28 protein-coding genes are annotated in these 25,213 nt (G+C 64.4%); 16 read left to right on the forward strand and 12 right to left on the reverse strand.

Going from position 1 to position 25,213, the window contains the following annotated elements:
• Window positions 1-1,121 (reverse strand): glutamine-hydrolyzing carbamoyl-phosphate synthase small subunit (gene carA / locus LCM4576_RS24365; protein WP_071035021.1); only part of this gene is annotated, 1,121 nt, incomplete at its 3' end.
• 262 nt (window positions 1,122-1,383) lie between these two features.
• Here carA and LCM4576_RS24370 point away from each other — a divergent pair.
• A complete protein-coding gene (locus LCM4576_RS24370; protein WP_041002361.1) occupies window positions 1,384-1,833 on the forward strand; it encodes a GatB/YqeY domain-containing protein in 450 nt (149 codons plus the stop codon).
• Between the two features lie 109 nt (window positions 1,834-1,942).
• Here LCM4576_RS24370 and LCM4576_RS24375 read toward each other — a convergent pair whose 3' ends face one another.
• Window positions 1,943-2,941 (reverse strand): hypothetical protein, encoded by a 999-nt coding sequence (locus LCM4576_RS24375; protein ID WP_071035023.1) that lies wholly within the window; start codon window positions 2,939-2,941, stop codon window positions 1,943-1,945.
• A 282-nt stretch (window positions 2,942-3,223) separates the two neighbouring features.
• Here LCM4576_RS24375 and LCM4576_RS24380 point away from each other — a divergent pair, with 282 nt between their 5' ends.
• Together LCM4576_RS24380 and LCM4576_RS24385 are read left to right on the forward strand one after the other, a co-directional pair.
• Window positions 3,224-3,934 (forward strand): DNA helicase, encoded by a 711-nt coding sequence (locus tag LCM4576_RS24380; RefSeq protein WP_071035025.1) that lies wholly within the window; start codon window positions 3,224-3,226, stop codon window positions 3,932-3,934.
• 47 nt (window positions 3,935-3,981) lie between these two features.
• Entirely contained in the window at window positions 3,982-4,539 is a 558-nt protein-coding gene (locus LCM4576_RS24385; protein ID WP_071035027.1) for a GNAT family N-acetyltransferase, read from the forward strand.
• 13 nt (window positions 4,540-4,552) lie between these two features.
• Here LCM4576_RS24385 and LCM4576_RS24390 read toward each other — a convergent pair whose 3' ends face one another.
• Window positions 4,553-4,939, reverse strand: coding sequence for a DUF983 domain-containing protein (locus tag LCM4576_RS24390; protein WP_071035029.1), 387 nt, complete (start codon window positions 4,937-4,939; stop codon window positions 4,553-4,555).
• 113 nt (window positions 4,940-5,052) lie between these two features.
• On the opposite strand from LCM4576_RS24390, the gene LCM4576_RS24395 reads away from it, so the two are divergent.
• Window positions 5,053-6,429 (forward strand): PLP-dependent aminotransferase family protein, encoded by a 1,377-nt coding sequence (locus LCM4576_RS24395; protein WP_071035031.1) that lies wholly within the window; start codon window positions 5,053-5,055, stop codon window positions 6,427-6,429.
• A 25-nt stretch (window positions 6,430-6,454) separates the two neighbouring features.
• Here LCM4576_RS24395 and LCM4576_RS24400 read toward each other — a convergent pair whose 3' ends face one another.
• The 3 genes from LCM4576_RS24400 to LCM4576_RS24410 form a co-directional block, all read right to left on the reverse strand.
• Window positions 6,455-7,639, reverse strand: a complete 1,185-nt coding sequence (locus LCM4576_RS24400) for an MFS transporter (protein WP_116398000.1) — start codon at window positions 7,637-7,639, stop codon at window positions 6,455-6,457.
• 79 nt (window positions 7,640-7,718) lie between these two features.
• Window positions 7,719-7,976: a DUF2061 domain-containing protein gene (locus LCM4576_RS24405; RefSeq protein WP_071035034.1), complete on the reverse strand. Its 258-nt coding sequence runs from the start codon at window positions 7,974-7,976 to the stop codon at window positions 7,719-7,721.
• A gap of 95 nt (window positions 7,977-8,071) precedes the next feature.
• Window positions 8,072-9,736 carry a Na/Pi cotransporter family protein gene (locus LCM4576_RS24410; RefSeq protein WP_071035035.1) on the reverse strand — a complete coding sequence of 555 codons (1,665 nt, stop codon included), beginning with the start codon at window positions 9,734-9,736 and terminating at the stop codon, window positions 8,072-8,074.
• 361 nt (window positions 9,737-10,097) lie between these two features.
• Here LCM4576_RS24410 and LCM4576_RS24415 point away from each other — a divergent pair, with 361 nt between their 5' ends.
• The 6 genes from LCM4576_RS24415 to LCM4576_RS24440 all read left to right on the forward strand — a co-directional run bounded on the left by LCM4576_RS24415 (window position 10,098) and on the right by LCM4576_RS24440 (window position 16,866).
• Window positions 10,098-10,460 carry an RcnB family protein gene (locus LCM4576_RS24415; protein WP_071035037.1) on the forward strand — a complete coding sequence of 121 codons (363 nt, stop codon included), beginning with the start codon at window positions 10,098-10,100 and terminating at the stop codon, window positions 10,458-10,460.
• A 137-nt stretch (window positions 10,461-10,597) separates the two neighbouring features.
• Complete coding sequence (gene dnaG / locus LCM4576_RS24420) at window positions 10,598-12,544, forward strand: DNA primase (protein WP_071035039.1); 1,947 nt, start codon at window positions 10,598-10,600, stop codon at window positions 12,542-12,544.
• 428 nt (window positions 12,545-12,972) lie between these two features.
• Entirely contained in the window at window positions 12,973-15,003 is a 2,031-nt protein-coding gene (gene rpoD / locus LCM4576_RS24425; protein WP_071035041.1) for an RNA polymerase sigma factor RpoD, read from the forward strand.
• A gap of 203 nt (window positions 15,004-15,206) precedes the next feature.
• Window positions 15,207-15,500: a GYD domain-containing protein gene (locus LCM4576_RS24430; protein WP_071035043.1), complete on the forward strand. Its 294-nt coding sequence runs from the start codon at window positions 15,207-15,209 to the stop codon at window positions 15,498-15,500.
• A gap of 189 nt (window positions 15,501-15,689) precedes the next feature.
• On the forward strand, window positions 15,690-16,058 hold the full coding sequence (locus LCM4576_RS24435) for a DCC1-like thiol-disulfide oxidoreductase family protein (protein ID WP_071035115.1): 369 nt from the start codon (window positions 15,690-15,692) through the stop codon (window positions 16,056-16,058).
• Between the two features lie 136 nt (window positions 16,059-16,194).
• Window positions 16,195-16,866: a PadR family transcriptional regulator gene (locus LCM4576_RS24440; RefSeq protein ID WP_071035045.1), complete on the forward strand. Its 672-nt coding sequence runs from the start codon at window positions 16,195-16,197 to the stop codon at window positions 16,864-16,866.
• Window positions 16,867-17,044: 178 nt separating this feature from the next.
• On the opposite strand, the gene LCM4576_RS36595 is transcribed toward LCM4576_RS24440, so the two are convergent.
• A complete protein-coding gene (locus LCM4576_RS36595) occupies window positions 17,045-17,197 on the reverse strand; it encodes a hypothetical protein (protein WP_157900499.1) in 153 nt (50 codons plus the stop codon).
• Window positions 17,198-17,392: 195 nt separating this feature from the next.
• Between LCM4576_RS36595 and LCM4576_RS24445 the strand changes: the two genes are divergently transcribed.
• The gene (locus tag LCM4576_RS24445) at window positions 17,393-18,034 is read left to right on the forward strand and encodes a TetR/AcrR family transcriptional regulator (protein WP_071035047.1); all 642 of its coding nucleotides are present in this window, start codon (window positions 17,393-17,395) and stop codon (window positions 18,032-18,034) included.
• 51 nt (window positions 18,035-18,085) lie between these two features.
• Window positions 18,086-18,379 (forward strand): HlyU family transcriptional regulator, encoded by a 294-nt coding sequence (locus LCM4576_RS24450; protein WP_071035049.1) that lies wholly within the window; start codon window positions 18,086-18,088, stop codon window positions 18,377-18,379.
• A gap of 35 nt (window positions 18,380-18,414) precedes the next feature.
• On the opposite strand, the gene LCM4576_RS24455 is transcribed toward LCM4576_RS24450, so the two are convergent.
• The 3 genes from LCM4576_RS24455 to LCM4576_RS24460 all read right to left on the reverse strand — a co-directional run bounded on the left by LCM4576_RS24455 (window position 18,415) and on the right by LCM4576_RS24460 (window position 20,341).
• Window positions 18,415-19,347 carry a 3-keto-5-aminohexanoate cleavage protein gene (locus LCM4576_RS24455; protein ID WP_040989481.1) on the reverse strand — a complete coding sequence of 311 codons (933 nt, stop codon included), beginning with the start codon at window positions 19,345-19,347 and terminating at the stop codon, window positions 18,415-18,417.
• Between the two features lie 121 nt (window positions 19,348-19,468).
• Window positions 19,469-19,618, reverse strand: a complete 150-nt coding sequence (locus LCM4576_RS37300; RefSeq protein WP_244510902.1) for a hypothetical protein — start codon at window positions 19,616-19,618, stop codon at window positions 19,469-19,471.
• An 84-nt stretch (window positions 19,619-19,702) separates the two neighbouring features.
• The gene (locus tag LCM4576_RS24460) at window positions 19,703-20,341 is read right to left on the reverse strand and encodes an FMN-dependent NADH-azoreductase (protein ID WP_071035051.1); all 639 of its coding nucleotides are present in this window, start codon (window positions 20,339-20,341) and stop codon (window positions 19,703-19,705) included.
• A 114-nt stretch (window positions 20,342-20,455) separates the two neighbouring features.
• Here LCM4576_RS24460 and LCM4576_RS24465 point away from each other — a divergent pair, with 114 nt between their 5' ends.
• On the forward strand, window positions 20,456-21,403 hold the full coding sequence (locus LCM4576_RS24465) for a LysR family transcriptional regulator (protein ID WP_071035053.1): 948 nt from the start codon (window positions 20,456-20,458) through the stop codon (window positions 21,401-21,403).
• Here LCM4576_RS24465 and LCM4576_RS24470 read toward each other — a convergent pair.
• Window positions 21,345-21,971: a TetR/AcrR family transcriptional regulator gene (locus tag LCM4576_RS24470; RefSeq protein ID WP_071035056.1), complete on the reverse strand. Its 627-nt coding sequence runs from the start codon at window positions 21,969-21,971 to the stop codon at window positions 21,345-21,347. The two genes, LCM4576_RS24465 and LCM4576_RS24470, sit on opposite strands and share 59 nt — an antisense overlap.
• Window positions 21,972-22,037: 66 nt before the next feature.
• Between LCM4576_RS24470 and LCM4576_RS24475 the strand changes: the two genes are divergently transcribed.
• Window positions 22,038-22,463 carry a VOC family protein gene (locus LCM4576_RS24475; protein ID WP_071035058.1) on the forward strand — a complete coding sequence of 142 codons (426 nt, stop codon included), beginning with the start codon at window positions 22,038-22,040 and terminating at the stop codon, window positions 22,461-22,463.
• 15 nt (window positions 22,464-22,478) lie between these two features.
• Here the strand turns inward: LCM4576_RS24475 and LCM4576_RS24480 are convergent, their stop codons facing one another.
• Entirely contained in the window at window positions 22,479-23,426 is a 948-nt protein-coding gene (locus LCM4576_RS24480) for a S1C family serine protease (RefSeq protein ID WP_071035060.1), read from the reverse strand.
• Between the two features lie 160 nt (window positions 23,427-23,586).
• Here LCM4576_RS24480 and LCM4576_RS24485 point away from each other — a divergent pair, with 160 nt between their 5' ends.
• Together LCM4576_RS24485 and LCM4576_RS24490 are read left to right on the forward strand one after the other, a co-directional pair.
• Complete coding sequence (locus LCM4576_RS24485; protein ID WP_071035063.1) at window positions 23,587-24,462, forward strand: S1C family serine protease; 876 nt, start codon at window positions 23,587-23,589, stop codon at window positions 24,460-24,462.
• An 8-nt stretch (window positions 24,463-24,470) separates the two neighbouring features.
• The gene (locus tag LCM4576_RS24490) at window positions 24,471-25,118 is read left to right on the forward strand and encodes a helix-turn-helix transcriptional regulator (protein ID WP_071035065.1); all 648 of its coding nucleotides are present in this window, start codon (window positions 24,471-24,473) and stop codon (window positions 25,116-25,118) included.
• Window positions 25,119-25,213: the final 95 nt, after the last annotated feature.

Here is a 25,213-nt window from a genome sequence, read left to right on the forward strand (position 1 = left end):
GGGCCGGGGGAGGCCTCGGGATGATGCTGGACCGAGAAGACCGGACGGCCGGTCAGCGCGATGCCGCAATTCGATCCGTCGAAGAGCGAGACGTGGGTTTCCTCGACGCCTTCGGGCAGCGAGTCTGCGTCGACGGCGAAACCGTGGTTCATCGACACGATCTCGACCTTGCCGGTGGTGTGGTCCTTGACCGGATGGTTGGCGCCGTGGTGGCCCTGATGCATCTTCTCGGTCCTGCCGCCGAGCGCCAACGCCAGCATCTGGTGGCCGAGGCAGATGCCGAACACCGGGATGTCGGTCTTCAAGAGGTTCTGGATCACCGGCACGGCATATTCGCCGGTCGCTTCCGGGTCGCCGGGGCCGTTCGACAGGAAGATGCCGTCCGGCTGCATGGCCAGGATTTCCTCCGCGCCCGTCTTGGCCGGGACGACGGTGACCTTGGCGCCGAGGCCTGCCAGCAGGCGCAGGATGTTGCGCTTGACGCCATAGTCGATGGCCACGACATGCATTGACGGCTCGCTCTRCTCGCCATAGCCCTCGTTCCAGATCCAGGGCGTCTCGCGCCAGACCGAGGATTGGCCGGACGTGACCTCCTTGGCGAGATCGAGGCCGATCAGGCCCGACCAGGCCGCGGCTTGCCGCTTCAGGTCCTCGATGTCGAAGACGCCGTCGGGCGCATGCGCGATGACGGCATTGGGCATCCCCTTCTCGCGGATCAGCACGGTCAGCGCGCGAGTATCGATGCCGGACAGCGCGACGATGCCGCGCCGCTTCAGCCACTGGTCGAGATGGCCGGCGGCGCGATAGTTCGACGGGTCGGTGACATTGGCCTTGAAGATCGCGCCGACAGCGCCGGCGCGGGCGGCCGGATGCAAGTCCTCGATATCCTCGTCATTGGTGCCGACATTGCCGATATGCGGGAAGGTGAAGGTGACGATCTGGCCGGCATAGGAAGGATCGGTGAGGATCTCCTCGTAACCGGTCAGCGCGGTGTTGAAGCACACTTCCGCGACGGCCGATCCGGTGGCGCCGAGACCGCGGCCCTCGATCACCGTGCCGTCGGCGAGCACCAGAAGGGCGGTCGGCTTTTCGGTGGCCCAGGGGGCGGTGGTCGTGGCCATGGCGGCACTCCTGTCAGGCGCTYCAACGGGTCGGCGGAACCGTTTGYGCGGCAAGACGCGCGGGCTGGATATTTTCAGCTCCCTCGCGTCAACTCATTGTCTCATGCAGGACCGAGTACATAGGCGAAGGCGCCCAAGCGGTCAATGAGGCTGCGTCGAGCCAGGTTTGATTAGTATTCGTCCAGCAATATCAGCGGCTTGCCAGAATTTGCGTTACCCGTTCGGCGAAGCTATTGTCCGCCGCATTCGAAGGAGAAGCACGATGCGCGAGAAAATCGCCGAATCCATGAAGAGCGCGATGAAGGCGCAGGACAAGCACCGCCTGCCGACGCTGCGGCTGATCCAGGCAGCCATCCACGACCGCGACATCGCCAATCGCGGCGCCGGCAAGCCGCCGGCGAGCGAGGACGAGATCCTGCAGATCCTCGCCAAGATGGTGAAGCAGCGCGAGGAATCGGCCAAGGCCTTCGAGGATGGCAAGCGGCCGGAACTGGCGGCACAGGAGCGCGGCGAGATGGAGATTATTCGCGCGTTCCTGCCGACGCAGCTCGACGATCAAGCGATTGCGACCGCTGCGCGCGAGGCGATCGCGGCGACAGGTGCGGCCAGCCAGAAGGACATGGGCAAGGTGATCGGCGCACTGAAGCAGAAATATGCCGGCCAGATGGACTTCGCCAAGGCCAGCGCCATCATCAAGGGGCTGCTTCAGTAGACGGCAGCCTGGAGCGGTTCAGTGTTTCAYGGAATCACCGAACCGCGCTAGGTTCTTGTTTTTACGCAATTCCGAACAGAAACCGCAACGCACTTTTCCTGGAATTGCTTTAGTCCTTGCACATCGGCACCGGCTGCTGCGGCGGCGCCGGATGATCCTTCTTGTACTGGGCGATGATCGGCTCCAGCATCTTCTTCGGCCAGAATTTGGGGGTGCCGATCTCCTTCAGGCAGGAGGCGTTCCAATAAGGACCAGCGCTTGAGAGCGCCTGGCCGGCGGCCTTGGCGCGGGCGACGGCGGCGATGTCGCGCGATTCAGGGTAGATGTAGAGCGTCGTCGGGCTGTTCTTCACTAGGGGGATGATCTGCTCGGCATCGGCCGGCGACCAGCTGGTGCAGCCATTGCTGCGGCCGCCGGCGTAATTCACCAGCTTGCCGTAGGRCACAAAGCCGTCGTGGTCGGCGTAAGAGCTTTGTGGGTTCTTGCGCATGCACAAGCCCTTCAGGATGACCGCCGGGTKCCCGCCGATGACACGCTGCCTGGCGTTCGCCGTCTCCCCTTCGCCGTCGAACTGGACGAAGGTGCGCACGAATGCCGCGTTCTCAGCGCCGACGCGATAGTAGCCCTTGAAGGAGGTTTTGGTCTCGGCGGTCAAGTAAGCGCCGCCGGCCGTCAGCTCGGAGTCCATCGCGTTGCCGAAGTTTTTCGCGCAGCGCCTGCCGTTGGAGAAATCGGCGACGCCCTTCAGGTTGCGGCCGCCGCCATGGCCCGAGGAAACCGCGCGGAAGATCTGCTTGGCTTCGCAGATGATATAATAACGCTGGCCGAGCACATTGTTGCCGAGGTCGCCGGGACGCGTGGCATCCATGGCGAAATAGCAGGGGTTGCTGACCGAGCCTTCGCTGACCTTCTTCTGGTAGAGCGCGCGCGCCCGCTCCAGCACGATCTGAGAAATCTGGCCTTCGCCGTCGCCGACGTGGCGCTGCAGCCAGTCGGGAATGGTCGACGGCCGCAAGGCCGCGAAAGAGCTGACCGATGCCGTCAGCGCTGCCAGGATCGCGACAAGGCAGAAGATGGCCGCGCCCAGCGGAACAGATCTCAACCGCACCCTCTTGCCCCTCCCGTCGAAATGTCTCGCACCCGTGAATCAGCCGAGCCGATCATAGAAGGTCTCGCATCCCTCGGCGAAACACTTCTAGTTTAGCGACACCTTTTGGAGGTCGGATTTTCGGCCCGCTTCGATTGCGCTATGATCTGATTCCGGCGCGCCCACGCCTCCYCCCTCCACCGGGAAGCATCGTTCATGCAGGGCAGTCGATCACCCGACCAACTGTTCGAGCGCCAGGCATAAGGAGGGGTTGCCAAGACTGCTCGCGGCAGGAGGTTTTCGATGCGGCTTTCCGCACCCGTCCATCATCTGAAACGCCAGGCGAGGCTCCTGTCCCGCCGGGAAAATGTTCCACTCCATAAGGCGCTCGACCGCGTTGCCGGTGAAGAAGGCTTTGCCAGTTGGAGCCTGCTTGCGGCCAAGGTCGCCGAGGCTGCGCCTGGCGACAGGCTGCTGGCCCGGCTGATACCCGGCGACATGGTCCTCGTGGCGGCGCGACCGGGCCAAGGCAAGACGCTGATGAGCCTCGAACTCGCCGTGGCGGCCATGAAGCAGGGCGGTCGCGCCGTATTCTTCACCCTGGAATACATGCATGCCGACATACTGGGCCGGTTCCGGGACATCGGCGCCGACCCTGCCGATTTCGACCACCTGTTCACCTTCGACAATTCCGACGCCATCAGCGCCGCCTACATCATCGAGGCGTTGCGGTCGGCGCCTAGCGGCACGCTGGCGGTGATCGACTATCTGCAACTGCTCGACCAGAAGCGCGAGAATCCTGAGCTCATGGTCCAGATACGCGCGCTGAGGTCGTTCGCCCGCGAACGCGGGCTGGTGCTGGTCTTCATCTCCCAGGTCGACAGGTCCTACGATCCCGCCCGGAAACCGTTCCCGGATATCGGCGATATCCGGCTGCCGAACCCGCTCGACCTGTCGCTGTTCGACAAGGCCTGTTTCCTCAACAAGGGCGAAATCCAGTTCCAGGCGACTTGAGAGCGATCCGCGTGGCGGCTATCCCGGTCTCGATAGGGAAACGAACAATGATCGAGATCGTCAAACCCGCACTCGAACATTTGCCGTCCTACAAGGCGGCGCTCGAGCGCGGGTGGTCGCCCGACAATGTGCGGCTGCTGGAAGCGACGCGCGAGCAGCTCGAGGCGATCGAACAGGATCCGGTGGCCTTTCTTGCCGGCCTCGACGATCCGGAGGCCAAGGGGCCRCCCATCACACTGCCCGACGGCACGACCGTGCCGCGCCTGCCTGGCTTTCGACGCTGGATCTGGGATGGCGAGGCTGCCGGCTCGATAGGCCTGCGCTGGCAAAAAGGCACATCGGCGCTGCCGCCGCACGTGCTTGGCCATATCGGTTATGCGGTGGTGCCGTGGAAGAAGGGGCGCGGTTATGCCACCGAAGCGTTGCGGCTGATGCTCGAAGAGGCGAGGGCAGTGGGCCTGGACCATGTCGAGATCACCACGGACCTCGACAATCTTGCATCCCAGAAGGTGATCCTCGCCAATGGCGGAGTGCTTGTCGGGCGCTTCGCCAAGGCCGCCGCCTATGGTGGCGCGGAAAGCCTCAAATATCGGATCGATCTTTAGATCGGTTCGGCGGTTACTCGCCGGGCTTGGCCAGCCTTCCTTCTTCCGCCTTGTGGTAGAACTGGCTTGCCACGAGCCAGCCTTTGAGCGGCCTGAGCGGCGGGATGCAGGTCGCGAGAACGATCGGGATCGAAACGAAAGCGTGGAACCACATGGAGGGCTCGAAGGTCACCTGCGCCCAGACGGCGAACAGGACCGAAGGCACGCAGGCAAAGCAGATGAYGAAGAAGGCCGGCCCGTCGGCGGGATCGGCAAAGGAATAGTCGAGCCCGCAGACGTCGCATTTCGGCGCCAGCTTGAGGAATCCCTCAAACAGGTGGCCCTCGCCGCAACGCGGACAGCGGCCCCGAATTCCCACCTGCCAGGGCACCAGATGTGGATAATGCGCAAGGTCTTGCATGATCGTCGCTCCAGTGGATCTCGCGTGAGGCCGAGCCGGYCTTGAGATCGCGGATACATACATATATCATTCTTGTATGCATACAATGCGACAAAGTGTATGGATGGCGATAGGTGACCGGCGAAAGTGACCTCGGCTGGCTCCCGGCTTTGCCGGCGGGGCCAAGACCCGTCTATCTCAAGATCGTCGACGCTCTCGCGGATGCCCGTTCGAACGGTCGTTTGCAGCCGGGCGACAGGTTGCCGCCGCAGCGGGAACTTGCCCGGCTGCTCGGGGTCGATCTTACGACCGTGACGCGGGCGTTTTCCGAAGCCAGGCGCAGAAACCTGATCGACGCGACGGCGGGCCGCGGCACCTTCGTCACGCCGGGCGAACCGGAAGAGCCTGCCCTCGATCTCAGCATGAACATCCCGCCGGCCCCTGCCGGCCTCAACCTGCCGGCCCTGATCCGCATAGGCATCGAGGGGTTGCTCAAGCGCTCCAGCGCGGAAGCGCTGCTTTCCTATCATCCCGGCCCGGGCTCGCCCGCGGAGCGCGCCGCCGGCTCGTCATGGCTCGCCGCGGCGGGAGACAGGCTACCGGCCGACAGGGTCGTTGTCGGTTCGGGCGCGCAGGCGCTGCTCACGGCCGTCGTGCTGGCGGAGACCCAGGAGGGCGACACGATCCTGGCCGATGCGCTGACCTATCCCGGGCTGATCGCGCTGGCCGGGGCCACGCGACGCAAGCTTGCCGCTGTCGGCGATGACGGCGAGGGCATGCGGCCGGACGATCTCGAAGAAGCGGCGCGACGGCACGGCGCCCGCTTCGTCTACCTCAATCCGACGCTGCAAAATCCGACCGCATCCGTCATGCCCGAAGGCAGGCGGCGCGAACTCGCCCGCATGGCCGCGAAGCTCGAGCTGGCCATCGTTGAGGACGATCCCTACAGCCGCTTGCTGACGGCGCCGCCGCCGGCCTTTCTGACCTTGGCGCCCGAGCGAACCCTCCATGTCGCGACATTGGCGAAATGCATATCGCCTTTCCTGCGCACGGCCTTTCTGGCGGCGCCGGACGCGCAAGCCGCGGAGCGGTTCGCGGCAGCGATACGCGGCACCACCATGATGGCGCCGCCGCTGATGAYGGGCCTTGCCTGCGAGTGGCTGCGAAGCGGYCTTGCCGGCGAGATCACCAACGCCGTACGCKCCGAAGCGCTGGCCAGGCAAGAGATTGCCCGCACCATCCTCTCCAAAGCTTTCGCGRCAACGGATGCCGGCCTGCATCTGTGGCATCCGCTGAAGAGTGAGTTGCGCTCAGCCGAACTTGCCGACATCGCCCGTCGCCGGGGGCTGGCCATCAGCCCTGCGGAAGAGTTCGCCATAGGGGCGGACTTCGCCAATGGCTTCCGCCTGGCGCTAGGCGCTACCCCCAACCGCGAACGGTTGAAGGAAGGCCTTCAAAGCCTGGCTTCCATCCTTTCAGGAGCTGCGGACTTCTCGCGACCGAAGGTCTGAGGCAACAAACCGAAAGCTTGGTCCGTTACTCGGCCGCGGCCGGCAGCGGCGGCGTCGCGCGGCTGCGCCATTCCCAGGCCTGCGAGGCGACAGCCACCACCACCGCCACCAGCATGGCCAGCGCGCCGGCCAGCGGCAGGCTGYGATAGCCATAGCCGGCATTGAGCATCGCCGCGCCCAGCGACGCGGCGAGCGCGATGCCGACATTGAAGCCGGACGGGATCAGCGAGGAAGCGAGGTTGGAGRCATCGGCCGTCCAGGCGAGGATGCGCGTCTGGATCGGCGCGCCGATGGCGAAGTTGAGACCGCCCCAGATGACGATGGCCACGATCATCGGCACCGGGTAGGGGCTGACAAGGTGGATGACACCCAGCGCCACCGCCTGCAGGGCGAGCATGACGATCAGCGACGGCATCAGCTTCCAGTCGGCGAGCTTGCCGCCGACCAGAACGCCGATCGTGGCGCCGACGCCGTTGAGCAGCAGCACCCATGGGATCAGGCTATCGTCGAGGCCGGTCACTTCGAGCAGCATCGGCGTGATGTAGGTGAACAGCGCAAATTGGCCGATCATCAGCATCAGCATGAGGATCAGCGAGGTCCAGACCTGCTGGCGGCCGAGCACACGAACTTCGCGCGCCAGCCCGGCCGGTCGGTTGGCGGCGCCCGCCGTTCGCGGCAGCAGCGCCAGCATAGCGATAATCGCGACGAGGCCCAGCGCGCCCATCACCCAGAAGGTCGCGCGCCAGCCCCACAGGCTGCCGATCGCGGTGCCGGCGGGCACGCCGATGACATTGGAAACCGTCAACCCCGAGAGGATGACCGCGACCGCCCGGCCGCGCTGGTCCTCGCGCACCAGACTGACCGCAACCACCATGGCGACGCCGAAATAGCAGCCATGCGCCACGGCGGTGGCGATACGCAGCAGAAGCATCGCGGTGAAATCGGGGGCTAGCGCGCAGGCCACCTGGCCAAGCGTGAAGGCGATCGTCAGGCCGATCAGCAGCGTCTTGCGCGACACTTTGCCCGTGACCAAAGCCAGCAGTGGGCCGCCGATGGCGATGCCGCAGGCATAGCCGGAGACGAGATAGCCAGCGGTCGGCACCGAAACGCCGAGGCCTTGCGCCACCTCCGGCAGCACGCCGGCGATGACGAATTCGGTGGTGCCGAAGGCGAAGGCGGCAAGGAAAAGGGCAATCAGCGGCAGCATGATTCAAAACACAGGCGAGGAAATGCATGGCCTCAAACCACGCTTGGGCGGGCGCGGCAATGCAGAAATTGGCGATGGCGCTTTAGCTTTTCTTGATCAGATTTGGCTCAGCCTCGGTCGCCGGCAACGAGGCCGGCTTCTTGTTTCTGCCGTAAGGAATTTTCAGCCAGGCTCGCTCATGAAGGTAAAAGAGCAGCGACTTTGTGACAACTTCTGTCCCGCCGATGGCTGCGGCGAGCTTTACGCTGCCGGTGATCACCAGCGAAATGATCATCGTGTCGATCGTGCCGGTGGCGCGCCATGAAAGCGCCTTGGCGAAGCTGCGCGAATGCGTGTCCATCGGCCGATCGTCCTCCCAACAGGTCCTCAGGCGATCCTTAGCCGACGGAAGCGAGGATGAGCAAAGACTAATTTCTTCAGCAGGTCCCGATCGGCTCAGCTTGCCTTCAATCGGGAGCCGCCGAGCAGGCCGCGCTCCTCAAGCACCGGATAGGCGATCGAGGCAAGCAGCGAGTTGATCTGCTTCAGGTCGCGGATGGTGTCGAGGTGGATCGAGCTCGTCTCGACGCTCTTGGCGGTGCCTTCGCGCAGGCGCAGGAAATGGCTGGCGCTGGTTTCCTTCTCGCGCTCGCGCWGCAGGTCCTTCTCCAGAACCAACTGCCTGGCGGTTTCCGGGTCGCGCGAGACCAGCACGTTGAAGGCAAGGCGCGCGTTGGCCAGCACCGAGGAATGAAACGCGCAAAGCTCCTGCCAGCCCTCGGGGGTGAATTCCAGGCCGCGCTCCAGCTTCTTCCTGACATGTACCAGCATGTTGCGCACGATGATGTCGCCGACCTGTTCCAGCTTGACGCAGGCGCCGATCAGCTCCTGGCACCGCAATGCCTCGTCCTCGGTCAGCGGATTCCTGGTGATCTTGGCGAGATAGAGCTTGATCGCGGCATGCTTCCTGTCGACGCGGTCGTCGAGCGCGGCAAGCGCCTTGATCTTGGCGGGATCGGCATCTTCGTAGAGCTCGATGATGCGCTTCAGCATGATCTCGACCGTCTCGCAGACCCGCACCACCTCGCGCGTGGCGTTGGCCAGCGCCTGGCTCGGCGTGTCGAGGGCGCTCTCGTTCAGCGCCGAAAGCTCCACGACCTCGAGCGTGGCGGCGGGTTGAGGCTTGGTGCCCAGCRCCACGATCTTTTCGGAAGCGCGGTAGACGAGACCGGCCAGCGGCAGCCCAGCGAGCAGGATCAGCACGTTGAACAGGATATGGGCGTTGACGATCTGATCCGGCGCGGTCCTGCCGAGGAAGGCGACATCCGGCTTGAAGGTCATGATCAGGACCAGCATGATCAGCGAGCCGAGGCCGCGCATCAGGAGATTGCCGACCGGTACGATGYGCACCTCCGGCGGCGCCGACCGCGTCARCATCGGCGCAATCAGCGACGAGCCAAGGTTGACGCCCAGCACCAGGACGACACCCAGTTCYGGCGTGATCAGCCCGCGGCCCGCCAGCGTCGCCATCAAGAGCACTGCGGCGATGCTCGACTGGAACAGCCAGGTGACCAGCGCGGCCAGCAGGTAGGTGGTAATGGAATCGCCTGAGAAATAATTGATGATCAGCGRCATCAACTGGCTGTTGCGCAGCGGCTCCGACGCCTGGCCGATCATCTCCAGCGACAGGATCAGCAGGCCGACGCCGATCAGGATGCGGCCGAGTTGCCGCCAGTCGCGCCGTTCGGTGGCCATGAACATGACAGTTCCGGYGATCAGGCAGAGCGGCACCAGAAGCGTGAGGTCGAAGGTGAGCAGCTTGGCCACAAGCGCCGAGCCGATCTCGGYGCCGCGCACCGCCAATTGCCCGGYGGCGCCCGAAACGATGCCGGCGCCGGCGAAGGAGCCGACCAGCAGCGTCACCGCGGTCGAGCTCTGCAGCGCGACCGCCAGCCCACAGCCGGCCAGYACCGCCATGACCGGATTGCGCATGGTGGCRCGCAACCTGTGGCGCARCACGTCRCCATAGGCGCGCTCGACCCCTGTCTTCACCATGCGGGTGGCGAACAGCATCAGCGCCACCGCGCCGGCAAGGTGCAGGAGGACGACGGAGCCGCTCACAGCCGACCTCGCGAGTTGGCTCCGGCGACGCGGAGAGGAGTACGAATCTTAGTCATTCAACGCGTCGAAATATACCAATTAAGATTAGCCGAATAATAGATTTTTCTGATGCGATGATCGTCTCGGCTCGACGGCGCATGTCGGAAATGAATGGAGGAAGCATTGGTTGCATACGCCCGGCGGCTGCGTTTTCGCTTCATACTGCCCAACCTCGGCGRCATAGCCGGGGACGATCCGAGGCGTTGTTGAAGTAGCTTGCGCAAGCATCGGAAACCATTACAGAATTGTAATTCTGGCGTTCAGTTTCGGTTCATCCATTGGCGGTTACTCCTCCGTCTATCGACAACAAGGAGTACCGACCATGAAGCGTCTCATACTTTCCGCCCTCACCGCCTCGATGCTGGYCGCCTCGGCCTTCTCCGGCCAGGCCGCGCCGCTCGTCCAGCCGAGCACGCCGCAGTCGAACTACACTCGGGTCGATTGGCAGAAGCCCGGCAGGCATGTCGACAAGCGTGTCGTGAAGAAGAAGGTCGTCGTGAAGCGCAGCCATTGGCGCAACGGCCAGAAATATTCCAACTGGAAGCGCCATCAGCCGATCCGCGACYGGAACCGCTACGGCCTGCGCCGCCCSGGCCCCGGTCAGGAGTGGATCCGCGTCGGCAACGATTATGTGCTGGTCARCATCCTTTCCGGCATCATCTTCGGCGCGATCGCCGCGCACTAATCCACGGCAATCCGGAAATTCAGAAGGCGGCCTTCCGGCCGCCTTCTTTTCGTCTGTGAAAAGCGGGTACGATCGGCTGGCCGGAGTGGCCGTGCCCGGGCGGCTCGATTATATGGAGGCAAACGAGCTTTCACCCGATGCGCTTTCCGCCCGCCTTCCTCGACGAGATACGCGACCGTGTGCCGATTTCTCAGGTCATCGGCCAGCGCGTCGCGTGGGACAGGAAGAAGACCAACACGTCGCGCGGCGACTATTGGGCCTGCTGCCCGTTCCACGGCGAGAAAAGCCCGTCCTTCCATTGCGAGGACAAGAAGGGCCGTTACCACTGCTTCGGCTGTTCGGTTTCGGGCGATCACTTCAAGTTCCTCACCGAACTCGACGGCATGAGTTTTCCCGAGGCGGTCGAGAAGATCGCCGAAATGGCCGGCGTGCCGATGCCGGTGCGCGATGAGCGGGAAGAACGGCGCGAGAAGGAACGCGCCAGCCTGACCGATGTGATGGAAATGGCGACGGCCTTTTTCCAGGAGCGGCTGCAGAGCGCCGACGGCGCCAAAGCTCGCGCCTATCTGCGTGACCGCGGGCTGACGCCGGCGACGCAGCAATCCTTCCGGCTGGGCTATGCGCCCGACAGCCGCAATGCGTTGAAGGAGCATCTCGCTGCCAAGGGCGTGCCGAAGGCCGATATCGAGGCCTGCGGACTGGTGCGGCATGGCGACGACATTCCGGTCTCCTATGACTGGTTCCGCGACCGCATCATGTTTCCGATCCCGGATTCGCGCGGCAAGATCATCGCCTTCGGCGGTCGCGCGCTGGCGCCCGACGCCTTGGCCAAATACATGAACTCGCCCGAGACCGAGCTCTTCCACAAGGGCAACGTGCTCTACAATTTCGCCCGCGCCCGCAAGGCCTTGGCAAAGGGCGGAACGGTGATCGCGGTCGAAGGCTATATGGACGTGATCGCGTTGGCGCAGGCCGGCTTCGAGAACGCCGTGGCGCCGCTTGGCACGGCGCTCACCGAAAACCAGCTCGAGCTCCTGTGGCGCATGGCGCCGGAGCCGGTGCTGTGCTTCGACGGCGACAAGGCCGGGTTGAAAGCGGCATGGCGTGCCGCCGATCTCGCTCTGCCTTCGGTGCAGGCCGGGCGCTCGGCTCGTTTTGCTTTGCTGCCGGAAGGCAAGGACCCCGACGATCTGGTCAAGGCCGAGGGCCCAGACGCATTCCGGGCGGTGCTGGCCGATGCGCGGCCGCTGGTCGACCTGCTATGGATGCGGGAGACCGCCGGCGGCGTCTTCGAAACGCCGGAGCGTCGCGCCGAATTAGGAAAGAGGCTGAGTGAGCTCGCCAGYCGTATCCGCGACGAAAGTGTGCGCTACGAATATCAACAGGTGATGCGCGAGCGCGTGCGGAGTTTCTTTGGCGCCCAGCGTGACACCAGGCAGGGCCGTAAGGATGGCGGCCGGCCGGGAGATCGAGGCCAGGGCAAGGCCGCGGCGCTCGGCGGCCAGTTCGCCAAAGGTGGAAGCGGCCGCATCGCGATCACCGAAAGCCTTGGACAGTCGGCGCTGGTCAAGCGCAGCGGCGAGGGGATGTCGGTGCGCGAGGCGACGATCATCGTGGCGCTCGTCAACCATCCGGCGCTGATCGACGAGAATTTCGCGCATGTCGAATTCCTCGACCTTGCCAATTCGGATTTGCRCAAGCTCCATGCGGCTATTCTCGACGCCATGGCGCATGACGCGGCCGACGAGCGCGGCGCGGTCATCGCCACCATCGAGCGCGCCGGATGCGGCGGCATCTGGGAGCGGGCGGTGGAGCTGATCAAGCGGGCACGGCAGTGGCCGGCGCTCGAGACCGCGGCGCTCGATGACGCCCGCGACGCCTTCAACCAGGCGATGCACTTGCAGCGTAGCGCCCGCACATTACATAGAGAGCTGAAACAGGCGCAGGCGGCGCTCGATGCAGACCCTTCGGACGAAAACTTCCGGCATCTCGTCGAGATTCAAGCGCAATTCAACGATGTGCAGGCAACGGAAGCGCTGATCGAAGGGTTCGGCGTGTCGTCGGGCAGGGTTGGCCGCGTTTAGGGCCCCAACACCGCCCATTGGAAGTGAAGTGGAAATGCGCAGCGCGTCGAATCGACGCCTCTAAGTCGGGTAATTGATTCGCTTTTTTCATGCGAATCATGCCAGAGGCGCTTGACCTTCTGGCAGATTGGCGGAATCAGGACGATTCGAAACGTTAACCGTGCCCCGGCGTCGGCGGGAAATTTGAGCGATGTGAGGTACTGGTGATGGCTGGACAGGCAAAGTGCCTGCCCCAGATATCAGGGTTAATCTGGACTTAATGCATGTCGCCCAAAAGTGGAGACCCGGTTTTGGGGCAACGACATGTACCAAAAAGAGATGATGCGGTTGGTGGGCCGGTAAGAAGCGTTCTGGTGCGAGCGCGTCCGGCATGACCGGTCCGGCAGTTTACGCGGCTTCGATATAAGGCCGCTTGGAGACGACAAAGAATGGCGACAAAGGAAAAGGAAGAGGTCGAGACCGAACGTGAAGGCGCCACCGATGRCCCTCTGCTCGACCTTTCCGACGATGCTGTCAAGAAGATGATCAAGGCCGCGAAGAAACGCGGCTATGTCACGCTCGACGAACTCAATGCGGTGCTGCCCTCGGAAGAGACGGATCCGGACCGCATCGAAGACATCAATGCGATGCTCAACGACATGGGCATCAATGTCGTCGAGGACGACGAGCAGGGTGAAGRGACCGAAGGMGAAGCGYCCGCCGACAGCGAGGAGGACGCCAACGAGCTCGCCGAGCAGACCGGCACCGCCGTCGCCGCCACGACCACCAAGAAAGAGCYGACCGACCGCACCGACGACCCGGTGCGCATGTATCTGCGTGAGATGGGTTCGGTCGAGCTTCTGTCGCGCGAGGGCGAAATCGCCATCGCCAAGCGCATAGAGGCCGGCCGCGAGACGATGATCGCGGGTCTGTGCGAAAGCCCGCTGACCTTCCAGGCCATCATCATCTGGCGCGACGAGCTCAACGAATCGAAGATCCTGCTGCGCGAGATCATCGACCTCGAGGCGACCTATGCCGGCCCCGAGGCCAAGCAGGCGCCGGTCGTCGAACGCGTCGAGGAAGCGCCCTCCAAGCCCGAAGAGAAGCCGCGCGGCCGCGCGGCAGCGCGCGAGGAAGAAGACGACATCACCAATGTCGGCGGCGACACGCGCGGGCTGGAGGAAGAGGAAGACGACGAGGACGAGGCGAGCCTGTCGCTGGCCGCGATGGAAGCGGAACTGCGCCCGCAGGTGATGGAGACGCTCGACGTCATTGCCGACACCTACAAGAAGCTGCGCAAGCTGCAGGACCAGCAGGTCGAGAACCGCCTGGCCGCCGCCGGCACGCTTTCGCCCAGCCAGGACCGCCGCCTGAAGGAGCTGAAGGACCAGTTGATCAAGGCGGTGAAGTCGCTGTCGCTCAACGCCGCGCGCATCGAGGCGCTGGTCGAGCAGCTCTACGACATCAACAAGCGCCTGGTGCAGAACGAGGGCAAGCTTCTGCGGCTTGCCGAAAGCTACGGTGTGCGCCGCGAGGAATTCCTCAAGGAGTATCAGGGCTCCGAGCTCGATCCGAACTGGACCCGCTCGATCGCGAATCTCACCTCGCGCGGTTGGAAGGAATTCACCAAGAACGAGAAGGACACGATCAAGGAGCTGCGCGCCGAGATCCAGAATCTCGCCACCGAAACGGCGATCTCGATCCTGGAATTCCGCAAGATCGTCAACCAGGTGCAGAAGGGCGAGCGCGAGGCCGCGATCGCCAAGAAGGAAATGGTCGAGGCGAACCTGCGCCTCGTCATCTCCATCGCCAAGAAATACACCAACCGCGGCCTGCAGTTCCTGGATCTCATCCAGGAAGGCAATATCGGCCTGATGAAGGCGGTCGATAAGTTCGAATACCGCCGCGGCTACAAGTTCTCGACCTACGCCACCTGGTGGATCCGGCAGGCCATCACCCGCTCGATCGCCGACCAGGCGCGCACCATCCGCATTCCGGTGCACATGATCGAGACGATCAACAAGATCGTGCGCACTTCGCGCYAGATGCTGCACGAGATCGGCCGCGAGCCGACGCCGGAGGAACTGGCGGAAAAACTCGCCATGCCGCTGGAAAAGGTGCGCAAGGTCCTGAAGATCGCCAAGGAGCCGATCTCGCTCGAAACGCCTGTCGGCGACGAGGAGGATTCGCATCTCGGCGACTTCATCGAGGACAAGATGGCGATCCTGCCGATCGACGCGGCGATCCAGGCCAACCTGCGCGAGACGACCACAYGCGTGCTGGCCTCGCTCACCCCGCGCGAGGAGCGCGTGCTCAGAATGCGCTTCGGCATCGGCATGAACACCGACCACACGCTGGAAGAGGTCGGCCAGCAGTTCTCGGTGACGCGTGAGCGTATCCGCCAGATCGAAGCCAAGGCGCTGCGCAAGCTCAAGCATCCGAGCCGGTCGCGCAAGCTCAGAAGCTTCCTCGACAGCTGAGCGGAACGCAATCATACGAAGATCAAAAGGGCGCCTCGGGCGCCCTTTTTGCGTTCCCGGCCATCTCTCATGCCGCCTTGCCGGGTTTGCCCGACAGGAGGATAATTTCGGGGTCGGATGCATTTGTGGGCGACAAGCCGGATGCCCGCCCCGGCGCCGGTCGTAACGGCGCCGCGCTCCGTGGCCCCGGAGGGAGGTGTGCCATGACAACCTACATCGTGCTTATCAACTGGACCGAGCTGGGCGCCAGGAATGTGCGGGAGTCGCCGAAACGGCTCGATGCCRCCAAGAAGCTGCTGGGGGAAATGGGCGGCTCGTTCAAATCATTCTATTTGACCATGGGCGAATGCGACATGGTGGCCATCGTCGAAGCCCCAGACGACGCGGTGCTCGCCCGCTTCGCGCTGATGTTGTCGTCGGGCGGCAACGTCAAGACGCGGACGATGAAGGCGTTCCCGGAATTCGCCTATCGCGAGATCATCAGTTCGCTTGGGTGAAGCGCGGAGACAGCTTGACTGATCGGTCACATTGCGGCGCCGCGCCTAAAGACGGATGATCTCAGGTCGAACGACCTGAAATCTGAATCCGTCTCCAATCTAAGGAATAGAGCATGATGTCGTCCGAAAACCGCATCACACTTTTCGGCATCATGCTCTATCGCCGATAGTCGGGCCGTGTCCGCGCCTTTGCTCACCGTATGGTACAACACGCGCTGTCCGGTGTGCGACGCCGRCATCAGCCGCCAGAAGAGGCGGCTGATCGAGGCGGTCAAGTCGGGTCACGTCGAATTCCGCGACATCAATTTCGAACCCGAAGCGCTTTCTGCCTTCGGCGCCTCGCTCGAGGATATCCGCCGCCGGCTGCATACGACCGATAGCGCAGGGCGGTTGCTGGTCKGCGCCGACGTGGCCGTTGCGGTGTGGCGGCTCACGCCGGGCGAGGGATGGCTGGCGTCCCTGTTCGGCAACCCTGTCACCCTGCCGCTGACGCGCTTTGCCTATGACCGTTTCGCGGACCTTCTCTACGCCTGGAACCGGCGCAAGGGTCACTGGTAGGCGGGCTCCACTTCCCAAATCACCGTGACGCCAGGGCCTTGGCGCGTTGTACGATACATCGTAAGATATATCTTGACTCCACGGGAAGTGCGCCTAACTTAAGATGTATCGTAAGATATAACTCAAGGAGCAATCCATGCACAGACACGACCATTTCGGGCACAATCATTTCGGCGAGCGCATGTTCATGCGCATGGCCGGCAAATTCGGTGGCAGAGGGGGCGGCGGGTTCGGTCCGTTCGGCCATGGCGRCAGGGGTGGYGGCCGCGGCGRCCCGGGCGACATGTTCCGCGCCGGGCGCATGCTGGCCGACGGCGATCTCAAGCTGATCACGCTGTCGCTGCTCGCCGATGCACCGCGCCACGGCTACGACATCATCAAGGCGCTGGAAGAGCACACCAGCGGCATCTACAGCCCGAGCCCGGGCGTGGTCTATCCGACGCTGACCTTCCTGGAGGAGGCGGGCTACGCGGTGTCGGCCAGCGAAGGCAACAAGAAGGTGTTTTCGATCACCGAGGCCGGCAGGGCGCATCTCGAGGAGAACCGCGAGATGATCGACAGCGTGCTCGACCATCTCGAGCGCTTCGGCCGCAAGATGGCCGCGGCGCGCGAATGGTTCGGCTGGGGCGACGACAAGGACGAGGGGCGCCGCGGCCGTTCGGAAACGCGTGACCGCTTCCGTGCGCTGCGCCACCGGCTGCGCGCCGCGCTCGGCGACATCGCCGATGCGCCGGAGGACAAGCAGGCCGAGGCGATCAGCATCCTCGAAGACRCCGCCGAGGCTATCGAGGCGCTGTCGCGCCGCTAGAGCAATTCCAGGAAAAGTGTGATCGGTTTTCCGTCCGGAATTGCGTAAAAACAAAGAGATAGAGCGGTTCGCCGTTTCCGTGAAACGGTGAAACGCTCTAAGGCCGCCTGCAGTTCTTCAGTTCAGCGCAAAAGGCCCGGAGCGATCCGGGCCCTTTTCGTTATCGACCGAGAGGCGATCAATCCTTGCCGACATACTCGCTGATCAGCTTGTCATTGCGCGCCTTCTCGATCTTGGCGGTGGTCTCGGCCGCGATGCGCTCGTCGGTGCGGTATCGATGGCGAAGGTCCTTCAGATTGTCCTCGGCCCGGGCGCTGGCGCCGTCCAGCAATGTCTTGATCAGGCTAAGTATGGTCCTTCTCCCTATTTGTGTGAACGATGTTCACGAAGCCGGCGTAGCAGGAGATGAACATTGTTCAAGAATTATTTTGAACGCTGTTCATGAGGCGTTGGGCATGGTAAACGCAGGCAATGGAATGAATCCGGGCCGGGCGCGCCGGCTCCGGAGATAAGGACAGGAAAGAGCATGGCGCTCGACAAGGAAGAAATGAGCGAGAAGGTGCTCGCCATCGCCGAGGCGCTGCTCAACGAGGGCGGCGCCGAGAACCTGAAAGCGCGCACCATCGCCGAGCAGGCCGGCATTTCGGTCGGATCCGTCTACAACCTCTTTACCGATCTCGACGAGGTGCACCGCGCCGTCAACATGCGGCTGCTCGACCGGCTCGGYGCGACAGGCCTGGCGGCGATGGCCGATCTCGAAAGGYAAGGGGTGAGCGATGTCCAGCACCGCATCCTGGCCATGGCCGCGGCCTATGTGCGTTTCGTAGAGGCGCATCCCGGCAGCTGGCCGGCGGTGCTTGCCTTCAACCGGCGCCGCGCGACGCGGCCAGGCCCCGATGCCTATGACGCGCTGCTCGACGCACTCTTCGACATCGTCGCCGGCGTGCTCAAGGCCGGCGATTTCGGCCTCGACGACGAGCGCCGCGCGCTTGCGGCGCGGACCTTGTGGTCAAGCGTGCATGGCATCGTGACCAGCGGCTATGTGGCGAATTCCAACAGCCGGCAGGCCGAGGAGATTYGGCGTCAGGTCGAGCTGCTGGTCGGCGTTTTCGTCAGGGGACTGGAACACGGCGGCGCATTCGCGCATGCTGAGACAAAGTCTGAATGAACAGATGCGCCATGAATCCTGCGGCGCCCGCGTGAAATGGAGTTTTGAAAAATGTCTTTTCTGAAAAAGCTTTTCGGCGGCGGCGGTGGTGAGGCTACGGAGACCGGTTCCGCCAAGCCGGCCAAGCAGGTCGAGCACAAGGGCTTCCTGATCAGCGCCACGCCCTACAAGGYCGACGGCCAGTACCAGACCTGCGGCGTCGTCTCCAAGGAGGTCGACGGCGTGATGAAGGAACATCGCTTCATCCGCGCCGACCGCTTCGCCGGGCTGGACGACGCCGTCGACATCTCGATCAAGAAGGGCATCCAGCTCGTCGACGAGCAGGGCGAGAGGATGTTCGGCTAGCCCGCCCTCGGTTGCGCCGGCCAGCCTCTGCTTGATCAGAACGCGACCTTGTCGCCGCCCTTGAGCTGCAGGATCTGGCGCGCTTCGTCGGGCGTGGCGATCGAGGCGCCGAGGCCTTCGATGATCTGGCGCACCTTGGTCACCTGCTCGGCGCTGGAACGGGCGAGCTTGCCCTTGCCGATCCACAGCGAGTCCTCGAGGCCGACACGGACATTGCCGCCGAGCGCGATCGCCTGAGTGGCGATCGGCAGTTGATGGCGGCCGGCGCCCAGCACCGACCAGTGATAGTCGTTGCCGAACAGGCGGTCGGCGGTGCGCTTCATGTGGGCAACGTCCTCCGGATGCGTGCCGATGCCGCCAAGGATGCCGAACACGCTCTGGACGAAGAACGGCGCCTTGACCAGGCCGCGCTCGACGAAATGCGCCAGCGTGTAGAGATGGCCGATGTCGTAGCACTCGATCTCGAAGCGCGTGCCGTTGTCGGCGCAGGTGCGCAATATGTGCTCGATATCGCCGAAGGTGTTGCGGAAGATGCGGTCGCGCGAGGATTCCAGATAAGGCCGCTCCCAGTCGTGCTCGAAGGTCTTGAAGCGCTCCAGCATCGGGAACAGCGCGAAGTTCATCGAGCCCATGTTGAGCGAGGCGACCTCAGGCGCGAACACCTTCGCCGGCCTGACGCGCTCCTCCACACTCATCGTCGCCGCACCRCCGGTGGTGATGTTGACGACGCAGTTGGAGCGCTGCTTGATGACCTGCAGGAAAGGCGCGAAGGCCTCGGTCGACTGGTCGGGGCGGCCGTCGACCGGGTTGCGGGCGTGAAGGTGGACGATCGCGGCGCCCGCCTCGGCCGCCTCGATCGCCGCGGTGGCGATCTCTTCGGCCGTCACCGGCAGATGCGGCGACATTGACGGAGTGTGGATCGAGCCCGTTACGGCGCAGGTGATGATGATCTTGTTCTGGTTCGCCACTTATGATCCTCGATCTCTTCGTTATTCGACCGCGCCTATTTGACGGCGCCTTGGGTGATGCCGGAGATGAACTGCTTCGACAGCACGATGTAGAGCAGCGTAATCGGCAGCGCCGCCAGTGTCAGCCCGGTGAACAGCACCCCCAGTCGGTGGTGAATTCGCCGACGAACACGGTCAGCCCTTGCGGCAGTGTCTTCAAATTGTCGGAGGTGATCAGGACCAGCGGGAAGAAAAAGTCGTTCCAGATCGGCACCGCGTTCTGGATCGCCACGATCACCAGCGCCGGGAGGGAGCGAAATACAGAAAGAGGCAGGCGCTGGYGGGCGCCTGCCTCTTTCGTTTACGGCGTCGGCGGTCAGGCCGCGACGGCGGCGTGATCGGCAGTGGCGGCCGCGATCGCATCGACCTTGGCGGTGGCCTTGGCAAGGGCTGCGGTGACCGCGTCAGCGCCCATGCCGACGCCCTCGACGCGGATGACTTCGACGTCGGTCATGCCGAGGAAGCCGAGCACGCTGCGCAGATACGGAACCGCATGGTCCATCTGTACCGCGGCGCCTTCCGAATAGATGCCACCGGAAGCAAGCACGATATAGACCTTCTTGCCGGTGACGAGGCCTTTCGGGCCGCCTTCGCCATAGGCAAAGGTCCTGCCGGAGCGGGCGACGTGGTCGACCCAGGACTTCAACGTCGAAGAGATGTTGAAGTTGATGAAGCCGGTGGCGAGGATCACGGTGTCGGCGGCGAAAAGCTCGTCGAGCACGGCCTCGGAAACGCCGACAACCTCGGCCTGGCGCGGTGTGCGGGCTTCGGCCGGCGTATAGATACCGGTGGCGTAGTCGGGATCTATATGCGGCAGCGGATTGGCGACCAGATCGCGCACGACAAGGATGTTGGCCGGATCGGCGGCAATGAGCTTCCGGGCAAGATCGGTGGCGACGCGGGTCGAGTGCGAAGCGTCGCCGCGCGGGCTGGACGTAACGAGAAGAATAGACATGGCGGTGTCCCCTTGGGGTTGGATTGAACTTTCCACGCCAATATGGGATTGCCGGCCTATCAGGATAACTGGTATAATATGTATACAATCCATCAATAAAATGGATGAGAGGTTATGCAGCCAAACCCGACCTTGGATCAGCTCCAGATCCTCGTGGCAGTGGCCGATACCGGCAGCTTCTCGGCCGCGGGGCGCAAGCTCAACCGGGCGCAGTCGGTGGTGAGCTACGGCATCGCCAATCTCGAAGCGCARCTCGGCCTGAAACTGTTCGAACGCGAAGGTGTGCGCGAGCCGCAGCTGACCGATGTCRGCAAGGCGATGCTGGAGGACGCGCGGCGCATGATCGGCGTGCTGCAGCGCATCCGTTCGCGCGCCGACGGCTACCGGCAAGGACTGGAAGCGGAAGTGGCGATATCGGTCGACGTGGCGCTGCCTTCGCCGGCATTGGTGCGCGTGCTCAAGGCCTTCGAGGGGCAGTTCCCGGCGGTGATGCTGCGGCTTTACATCGGCTCGCTCGGCCTGATCGTCGACCAGGTCGTCAATGGCCAGTCGGATCTTRGCTTCGGTGGCCTGCAAGGCGATGCCGATGTCACTCTGCTGCGCATCGRCTTCACCTCGATGGTGCCGGCGGCGGCGCCGGACCACCCCTTGGCCAAACTGCCGAAGCCGGTGGCTGTCGAGGACCTGCGCGAGCATATCCAGCTCGTCGTCTCCGACCAGTCAGAGCGGACGCGCGGGCGCGACTATGGTGTGTTTGCCTATCGCACCTGGYGGCTGACCGACGTGCGCACCAAGCATGCCCTAATGCGCGAAGGTCTCGGCTGGGGCGGCCTGCCGCGCTGGCTGATCGCCGACGACCTCGCCAGCGGCAGGCTGGTGGAGCTCGATCTGGAGCCCTATCGCGAGGTGCGCTCGCCGCTCTATGCCATGCACCGCGCCGACCGCAGCCCCAAGCCGGCCGCGTCCTGGCTGATCGACGAATTCAAGCGCCAGCTTGGCCGCTTCAACGAGATGGAGCCGGGCGTGTGGATCGAGGAGGGRCCGGAGACAAGCCGTCCATGAGCGCGATCAGTACCGAACGGTAGTCCTCGGCGGACGCRCCGGCCTCGATGGCCAGAGCCGCCCGGTCGAAGGCGGCGGCCAGCAGCGCGGTCAGCGGCTCGGCCGGCAATCTGGTCATTGCCTGCGCGCGCATTGCAGCGACCAATCCTTCGCGCAGCGAGCGGTTGCCGTGGCGGTTGTCGATCTCGTCCATGGCCGCGCGTCCAAGCACCGCCGGCCCGTCGAGCAGCAGCAGCCGCGTGCGGCCGGGCACGCGCATCGCCTTGAGATAGGCGTCCGAGCCGGCGATCAGCGCGTCACGCGCCGACAGCGATGGCGGCGAGGCCTGATCGATCTCGGCCGCCACGGCCGCTGCCTCCTGCTCGACGACCGCCGCGAACAGCGCCTGCTTGTYGGCGAAGTGGTGGTAGAGCGCGCCGCGCGTGACACCGGCCTCGGCGACGATCTCCGGCGTGCCGGTCTCGGCATAGGACTTTTCCGTGAACAGCTTCCGCGCCGCGCGGATCAGATCCGCGCGCGTCGCCTCGGTGCGGTCACGGTTGGAGCGGCGTTCGGACTCTTCTTGCATACATGCAGCCTGTATGTTATTTACATTTACATACAGACTGTATGTTGGATGCGAGGAGAAGGAAAGATGAAGACGACCAGCTATTATCCGGTGCTGATGACGGGTGATGTCGCAGGCACCGCCGCCTTCTATGTCGAGCATCTCCGCTTCAAGCCGCTCTTCGAGAGCGACTGGTATGTGCACCTGCAGTCAGTCGAGGACAGGCGCGTCAACCTTGGCATGGTCCAGGGCGACCACGAAACGATTCCGGAGGAGGGACGGGGACGCACGTCCGGCCTGCTGATCAATTTCGAGGTGCGCGATCCCGACGCCGTCTATGAGCGGGTTGTCGCCGCGGGCCTGCCGATCCTGCGCAGCTTGCGCGACGAGCCGTTCGGCCAGCGCCATTTCATCACCAGGGATCCCAACGGCGTGCTGATCGACGTGATCAAGCCGATCCCGCCGAGCGAGGAGTTCCTGGCGCAATATGCTGAAGGCGTGGCCGAGGGCTAGGCCGACCCCCGAGCTTTAGTTCGTCCGCGCCACCGGCGTCACCGCCACCTGGCTGACGCCGGTGCGGCGCACCACGGTGCAGAGCGTCTCGCGACCGATGCGCTCGGCATCGAGCATGYGTACCAGATCGTCGACGCCGGTCACCGGCCGGCCGTCGATCGCCGCGATGATGTCGCCCTCCTTCAGTCCGGCCTTGGCGGCGGGGCCGTCTTTCTCGACGCTGCGCAGGCGCACCGCCGTGTTCGTGGTCACCTGCGACAGAAGTGCTGCACGGCGCGGCAGGTTGGTCGTGTCGGCGGAGACGCCGATGAAGGCGCGACGCACGCGGCCGAAGCGGATGATTTCCGAAATGACGAAATTGGCGGTGTTGGAGGCGACCGCGAAGGCGATGCCTTGTGCACCGTGGATCATGGCGGTGTTGACGCCGATCACCTCGCCCGCCGACGACACCAGCGGTCCGCCCGAATTGCCGGGATTGAGCGCGGCATCGGTCTGGATGACGTCGTCGATCAGCCGGCCGGTCGAGGCGCGCATCGAACGGCCGAGCGCCGAGACGACGCCGGCGGTGACGGTCCATTCGAAACCGAGCGGATTGCCGATGGCGATCGCGATCTGGCCGCGGCGCAGGCGCTTGGAATCGCCGAGCGGCGCGACATCGGCGAAACTGCCGTCGGCGCGCACCAAGGCGATGTCGGTATCCGGATCGCGGCCAAGCACGTGACCTTCGCGCGAGGCGCCGTCCGGCATAGTCACGCGCACGGCGCGGGCATCGCCGACGACATGGAAATTGGTGACGACCAGCCCGTCCTGCGCGATCACGAAGCCCGAGCCATGGCCGCCGGCACCGATGCGCTCGATGCGGCACACGGCCGGGCCGATACGGTCGACAGCATCGGCAACGGATGCCGAGTAAGCGTCGAGCAAAGTGTCATCGGATGGAAGTTGTTCGGCTGCGAAAGCCATGGGCGTGTTCCCTCGTACAATGATGACTATATGTGCGGAGCGGTCGCGATTGCCGCGACCTGACCACATGGCCAGTCCGGCCGGCGACTAGCCGTCAGGCGAGTACCCCCGGCGGCGTTCCGGAGCGATATCTGGGTCACAGAACCCAGGAGACAGTCTTATGAGCGACTTCAATCTCAGTGCCTTTTCCGACGCGATCGCCGATGTCGCGGCCACCACCGCCCCCGCGCTGGCGAGCTTCGTCACGCACCATCACCRCACCGCGAGCGCCTTCCACTGGCGCGATGGCTACTTCGTCACCGCCGAGGAAGCGGTCGAAGCCGGCGAGGAGATCGAACTGACGCTGGCCTCCGGCGAAAGCATGAAGGCGGAGCTTGTCGGCCGCGATCCGTCGACCGGCGTTGCACTGCTGAAGCCGGCCTCCGGCGCTGCCGGTTTGCCGCAACTCGCCCAGGCCGGCGCCGTGCGGCCCGGCAATCTGGCGATCGCCGTTGGCAATAGCGATGGCGCCGCGCTCGCCGTGTTCGGCACGGTCGGCGAGGTCGGGCCGGCCTGGCGCTCGATGCGTGGCGGCACGATCGACCGGCGTATCAATCTCGCCATCAACACCGGCGGCCGCTTCGAGGGCGGGCCGGTGCTCGATGCCAAGGGCGGGCTGATCGGCATGCTGTTGTTCGGGCCGCGCCGGCGGGCGCTGGTCATGCCTTACGAGACGATCGAGCGGGCGGTGGCGACGCTACGCGAAAAGGGTCATGTCGCGCGCGGCTATCTCGGCGCCGGGCTGCACCCGATCCGCAATGGCGACACCAAAGGCGCCATGGTGATGAGCCTCGACGACAACGGTCCGGCCAAGGCCGCCGGCCTGCATGTCGGCGACATCGTCGTCGCCTGGAACGGCGAGGCCGTGCACGGACCGCGCGAGCTGATCCGCAAGCTCGGGCCGGACAGCGCCGGTACGACCGTGACGCTGGGTGTCTCGAGCGGCGGCGCCGAGCGCGACGTTTCGATCACCATCGGCGAGAAGCCGCTGAGCTGAGAGGATCGATGGTAAGCAGCGCGGCGCAGACGATTGCGAGACCAGAGCCGGCAACTCACCGGCTGACGGTGTTGATCGCGCTCGGCGACGCTGGGCGCGCCGAGCAGCTTGCCGATGCGCTGGCCGCGAGCGACGATCTGGCGCCGGCCTTGGCTGGAAGCGGCGTCGGCCAGATGGCGGATGTCGCCATCGCCGATGAGGCCGGCCTGGAAAGCCGGGTCGTCAGTTCGGCCACGCCCATCGTCCTGCTTTCGCGGCGTGCGGGCAGCGAGCGGATGGCCGACAATGTGCTGGCCGTGCTGCCTGCCTTCGCCGATGGCCTGCTGATCGCCGCTGCGGCGCGACTGGCGGCGTCAGGCTACCGCGTCGGCAAGGCGCCGCCGTTGGAGATCGCGCATGGCGATTTCCACGATGACGAGCTTGCCAGGGAAGAGACGCCTGACGACAACCAGGCCCGCCCGGCCCTGTCGCCGCGCGAGGCGGAAGTGCTGGCGCTGCTGGCCGAAGGCGCGCCGAACAAGGTGATCGCCCGGCGGCTCAACATTTCCGTCCACACGGCGAAGTTCCACGTCGCCGCCATCCTGATCAAGCTCGGCGCCGCCAACCGGACCGACGCGATCGCGATCGCGATGCGGCAAGGTCTGGTGCTGGTCTAGGCTTCCCCTGCACGACGCAGCGTAATCGCCGATTGGTTCGTTGGGTCTTGCGCCACGACTGTCCGCCGCGCAATTTGCCTCCACATCAAAGAGGG

This window comes from Mesorhizobium sp. LCM 4576, assembly GCF_001854815.1.
In the GTDB taxonomy this organism is placed as follows: Bacteria; Pseudomonadota; Alphaproteobacteria; order Rhizobiales; family Rhizobiaceae; genus Mesorhizobium; species Mesorhizobium plurifarium.